A 4837-nucleotide genomic window follows, 5' to 3' on the forward strand; every position below is an offset into this window, starting at 1 on the left:
TCTGTATTATATTCTGTTCAGACATTGTTTCCATATAGCGAACAAAAGCGTTATATTATCCACATCCAATAGACATAATACAACGATTGTTCGTTAATGTCAAACAATGTCTTTATTTAATCTATTGGCGGCCGCATTGCAAAGGGTGGCGAGTTGGGCGTCGAAGACGGCGGAGAGGCTGTCGTGTTCTGCCGAGACCTTTTCGAGATGGGCAAAATTCGAATCGATATCTTTTTTTAGTTTTTTAATGCTCCTTGAAAGTTCGGCTATCTCCTCCGGACCTTTAAGTGCGCCTACGTTTGAAAGTTTTGCGTTAATGCCGGCCTCTTCTTTTTCAAGCCTCATGATCTTAGATTCGAGCGACTTTATCTCCTCTTGGAGCGGCTTTAAAACCTTCGAGCGTTCGGCAATCACTGCGGCCCTGCTTTGGCGGAGCGCCTTTTTGGGGTTTACGTCTGTGCTCTTCGCCTCGGCCTCGTCGGCCTCTTCGCGCCAGCCAACCTTTTCAAGAAATTCGTCGTAGGTGCCGTTGAACCATGAGACACCGCCGTCCTGAAACACCAAAAGTTTGGTGGCAAGCGCGTGCAATACGAGCTCGCTATGGGTGACTATTATAACGGCCCCTTCAAAATCAGAGAGCGTCGCCACCATAGAATCTATGGACTGCATGTCGAGATGGTTCGTGGGTTCATCTAAAAGAAGGAGATTAGTGGGAGTGGCGATGATCTTACCGAGCATCACGCGGCTCTTTTCGCCACCGGAGAGGACCTGCACCATTTTTTCGGCAGATTCTCCGCCGAACATCATTGTGCCGCATATGGACCTGACGGCGGTCCTGCCAAGATTGGGATTCGCGGATTCTATCTCTTCTTCAACTGTGTATTTGGGGCGGAGCCTGTCGATATTTGTCTGCCCAAAGTAACCCATCCTTGCAAGAGGATGTATATCTATCTTCCCATCTAAAGGCTCAAGCTCGCCTGCGAGGAGCTTTATGAGGGTTGATTTGCCCTTACCGTTCTTACCTATTATGCCTATCCTGTCCTCCGAGCCGATGGTCATGTCAAGGCCTTCTATGAGAAGATTGGAAGGTTCGTAGCCAAAACTTAGCCCCGCAACCTCTATAAGACGCTTGGCGTCGAAAGTGGAATAGCGAAACGCGAAATCAAGGTCAGCTATCTCCTCTAGTTTTTCCAACTTGGGGAGCTTCTCTAAAAGCTTAAGCCGCGACTGAACGACGGAGGCCTTGCTTGCCTGCGCGCGGAACCTTTCAACGAACGCCTCGATATGTTCCCGCTGTTTTGATTCGTTTTGGCGGGTCTTTTCGTGGACATCTTCGTCCTGTTTTATTTGGGCGTAGACCTTTACCGTGTCGCCGGGGAGCTTTCTTATCCTTTGCCTGTGGATAAGAGCCGTATGGGTCGTTACGCTATCCATAAACTCCCTGTCGTGAGAGATGAGGACAAGTTCATGCTTCCAGTTGCGCAGGAACTTTATTATCCAGCGGATAGAGACGATATCGAGATAGTTAGTAGGTTCGTCGAGTAGCAAAAGATTTGGATGCGAGACAAGGACCTTTGCAAGATTGAGCCTCACCTGATAACCGCCGGAAAAAGTGGAAGGAGGAAGTCCCATATCCTTTTCGGTGAAACCGAGCCCAAAAAGGACCGCCTCGACTTTATAATGGTCGTACATCTCATCCGGCGGGAGCCCTAAGCATCCCTCCTGAAGGATGGTTGGTTCGGTAAAATGAAGATGCTGGGCAACGTGACCTATTCGATAGCCTCTGGGGACGATAATGTTCCCTTCATCGGGCTCTTCTTCGCCAAGAATCATCTTTAAAAGCGTCGACTTACCCGAACCGTTCCTTCCCACAAGCCCAACGCGCTCGTGAGGCTGGATCTGAAGGCTCGCCTTGTCGAAAACGACCTGCTTTCCGTAGGTCTTGTCTATATTGTCTATCCTTAGCACCGAGGCCGCACGTATCACAAAAATAGGCAGATGAAAGCGATATTTTAATATTATAAAATAGGTCTAGAAAATCCGCTCGTAATTTGTAATGTTCAGAAGAACATGAGGAAAAGGCTGGCGGAAGAGACGATAATATTTTTTAGTGTCTTTAAATGGTTCGTTCTTGCAACCATTATAGGCGCAATAGTAGGCTTTGCAACGGCGGTCTTTCTTAAACTTCTTAGATGGGGCACTGCGCTTACCGGTAATTATCAATATTATTTCCTGCTAATGCCTGTGGCCTTCTTTATAAGCTCCATCACTATAAAGTATCTGGCGCCTGACGCCAAAGGACACGGGACAGAAAAGGTCATAGAGGCCGTTCACAAACATTCGGGAAAGATAAAATGGTCTGTCGTCCCCGTAAAACTTATAACAACGGTGATAACAATAGCATCCGGCGGCTCCGCCGGTAAAGAGGGCCCGTGCGCCCAGATTGGCGCCGGACTTTCCTCAATGTTCGCCGACATCTTCAGGTTCGACGACAATGACCGTAAAAAACTGGTCATCTGCGGCATAAGCGCCGGATTTGCCTCGGTCTTCGGAACACCTCTTGCGGGAGCCATGTTCGGCATCGAGGTCCTATTTGTGGGTGGACTTCTCTATGAAGTCATCCTTCCCTCTTTCATTGCCGGCGTGACATCCTATCATATCACAACACAGCTGGGGATAGAGTATTTCTACCACCCGATCAATTTCGTACCCGTATTCAGCGAGGCCTTCCTTATAAAAGTGGCCATGGCAGGCATCTTTTTCGGACTTTCGTCTTTTCTTCTCATAGAATCTCTCAAGTTCTTCAAAAAGATATCCGGCAAGATGAAGATATGGGAGCCGCTTAAGGCTCTCATCGGCGGCGCCTCTCTTATTGCGCTAACGTTCCTACTCTCCACCGACTACTTGGGCCTTGGCCTTAACTCGATAGAAAACACGCTCAAGGGGGCTTCTCCGGCATGGTATTCGTTCATGGCCAAGATTCTCTTCACGAGCATCACCTTGACCTTTGGCGGAAGCGGTGGCATTGTAACACCTATTTTCTTTATCGGCACAAGCTCAGGCGCTCTCTTTGCAAATATATTTCACCTTGATGTCGGGACATTTGCCGCCATAGGCATGGTGGCCCTTTTAGGCGGTGCCGCCAATACGCCGATCGCCGCAAGCATCATGGCGGTCGAGTTCTTTGGCCCGCAGATCGCACCATATGCTGCTGTTGCGTGTGTGATAAGTTTTCTAATGACCGGCCACAGAAGTGTCTATCCCTCTCAGGTATTTGCAATAAGCAAGTCTCCTTCTCTTAGCATAGTCCTCGGGGAAGAGGAGGAGGACATCGACACCCAGCTGAATTTAAGAAAGAAAAGTTTTGTTGGTATTTGTCTCTATTTTGTGAGAAAAATAAAGGAACTGGGAGGCAAGCTATGCTCAAACCAAAAGCGTTCGGTGTAACATGCGCCATCTTCTGGTCGATCGTGGTGGCGTGGAGCGTCCTTATGGGACTCGTAGGAAAGGGGACCGGGGCCTACGACTGCATGAGCTCCTTTTATCTCAAGTGGTTCGATCTTTCATGGACAGGGCTTGTGATAGGCGCCGCATTAGGCTTTGTAGACGGCCTTATATTTGGTCTGCTCTTTGCCTGGGTCTATAACAAGATAGCCGGAAAAAGCGCGGCTTAACGTTTTTTGTCCATATTTTTATGTGGAAAGGCGCCCAATATAAGCTGGCGTTGTTCTGTTTTTTATTCGCCTTTTCCATTTTAAGCATTACGGCGGCCGCTGAAAATGAGCCCGTTGTAGAGACAAGGGCCGGCCCTGAAACGATCACTGAACCTTCGCTTAAATACGAAGAGCCGGTAAATCTCCACAATCAGGAACGAAGACTCCACGTGCCTAACGTCGACTGCGATGCCGGCGAGAACTGCCCTGAAACAGTTGAAAGGGAACGAAAGTTCGACCTTCTCTTCGAGTTCGATTTCTTTTCGCAGTACGTTTCAAAGGGGCTCCCGTCAAGCAATGGTGCGGTCTGGCAGCCATCTATAACTGCCGAGACCTATAACGTAGGTCTTTCGGTATGGGCAAACTTCGTCCTTGATGACGAACCTAATCAGGGACAGTTCAACGAAGTCGATTTCACTCCATATTACAATCTAACGATCGGTAATTTTAATTTTATCCCGGCTGTCAACTTCATGGTCTTTCCAAACAAAGACCAGGCGTCCCTTGACTACTCCGCCCACAACATAATAAGACCTCAGTGGCATATGGCATACGAAATAGGATACTTTACGCCATATGCCGACGGGTTCTATTATCCATATCCGACCAAGAGCTGGGGGACATACCATGATATAGGTGTTCTGTTCCAATATAAGCCCGAGGACCTTCTAGAAATTGCCACATCCGTACAAATAGCGATCGGCGGGGCTAAATGGAACGCATCAAGGATCGCGGATGTAGGCACCGTGGTAAACAATTTTGAATATGTCCTCTCTTTGAACTTTGCCGCCTATAAAGGTTTTTCGGTATCACCTGTGATGCATGTGGTGGTAACGCTCCCGAAAGGGCTCCGAGATAACATGGACGAACCAGATTACATCTGGGGCGGCCTGACGCTCAAGTACGACCTGTGATATTCACCCCAGCTCCAAAATCACTGCTGTCCCAACGTTAGTTGAATAAATTCAAATGGTTACAGCTTCACCCTCTTCAATTGAGTGCCATATTTGTAAGTGCCTGTAAAATAGGAATTTTCTCCAAAAGCGTAATGCTTAAAATCTGCAAATATGGGTATGCACTTAACCCTCGTACCCACTACATATAGTGGTCAGCCTTTTGTTCGC

Annotated in this window: 4 protein-coding genes and 1 pseudogene (1 of these 5 cut by a window edge); 4 read left to right on the plus strand and 1 reads right to left on the minus strand. The window is 48.1% G+C overall.

What is annotated here, in order from left to right; all coding sequences use genetic code 11:
- Nucleotides 1–72: pseudogene (locus COV46_06095) on the plus strand (hypothetical protein); it begins 246 nt to the left of the window's first position.
- Nucleotides 73–99: 27 nt separating this feature from the next.
- Here the strand turns inward: COV46_06095 and COV46_06100 are convergent.
- The gene (locus COV46_06100; GenBank protein PIR16994.1) at nucleotides 100–1968 is read right to left on the minus strand and encodes an ABC transporter ATP-binding protein; all 1869 of its coding nucleotides are present in this window, start codon (nucleotides 1966–1968) and stop codon (nucleotides 100–102) included.
- A gap of 102 nt (nucleotides 1969–2070) precedes the next feature.
- Here COV46_06100 and COV46_06105 point away from each other — a divergent pair, with 102 nt between their 5' ends.
- From COV46_06105 to COV46_06115, 3 genes are read left to right on the plus strand one after another with little or no spacing between them, the layout of a single operon-like run.
- A complete protein-coding gene (locus COV46_06105) occupies nucleotides 2071–3447 on the plus strand; it encodes a voltage-gated chloride channel (protein ID PIR16990.1) in 1377 nt (458 codons plus the stop codon).
- Nucleotides 3420–3674, plus strand: a complete 255-nt coding sequence (locus tag COV46_06110) for a hypothetical protein (protein ID PIR16991.1) — start codon at nucleotides 3420–3422, stop codon at nucleotides 3672–3674. The genes COV46_06105 and COV46_06110 overlap by 28 nt, the downstream gene beginning before the upstream one ends.
- Before the next feature lie 20 nt (nucleotides 3675–3694).
- Nucleotides 3695–4627: a hypothetical protein gene (locus COV46_06115; GenBank protein PIR16992.1), complete on the plus strand. Its 933-nt coding sequence runs from the start codon at nucleotides 3695–3697 to the stop codon at nucleotides 4625–4627.
- Nucleotides 4628–4837: the final 210 nt, after the last annotated feature.

The sequence above is a fragment of the Deltaproteobacteria bacterium CG11_big_fil_rev_8_21_14_0_20_49_13 genome (genome assembly GCA_002796305.1).
In the GTDB taxonomy this organism is placed as follows: domain Bacteria; phylum UBA10199; class UBA10199.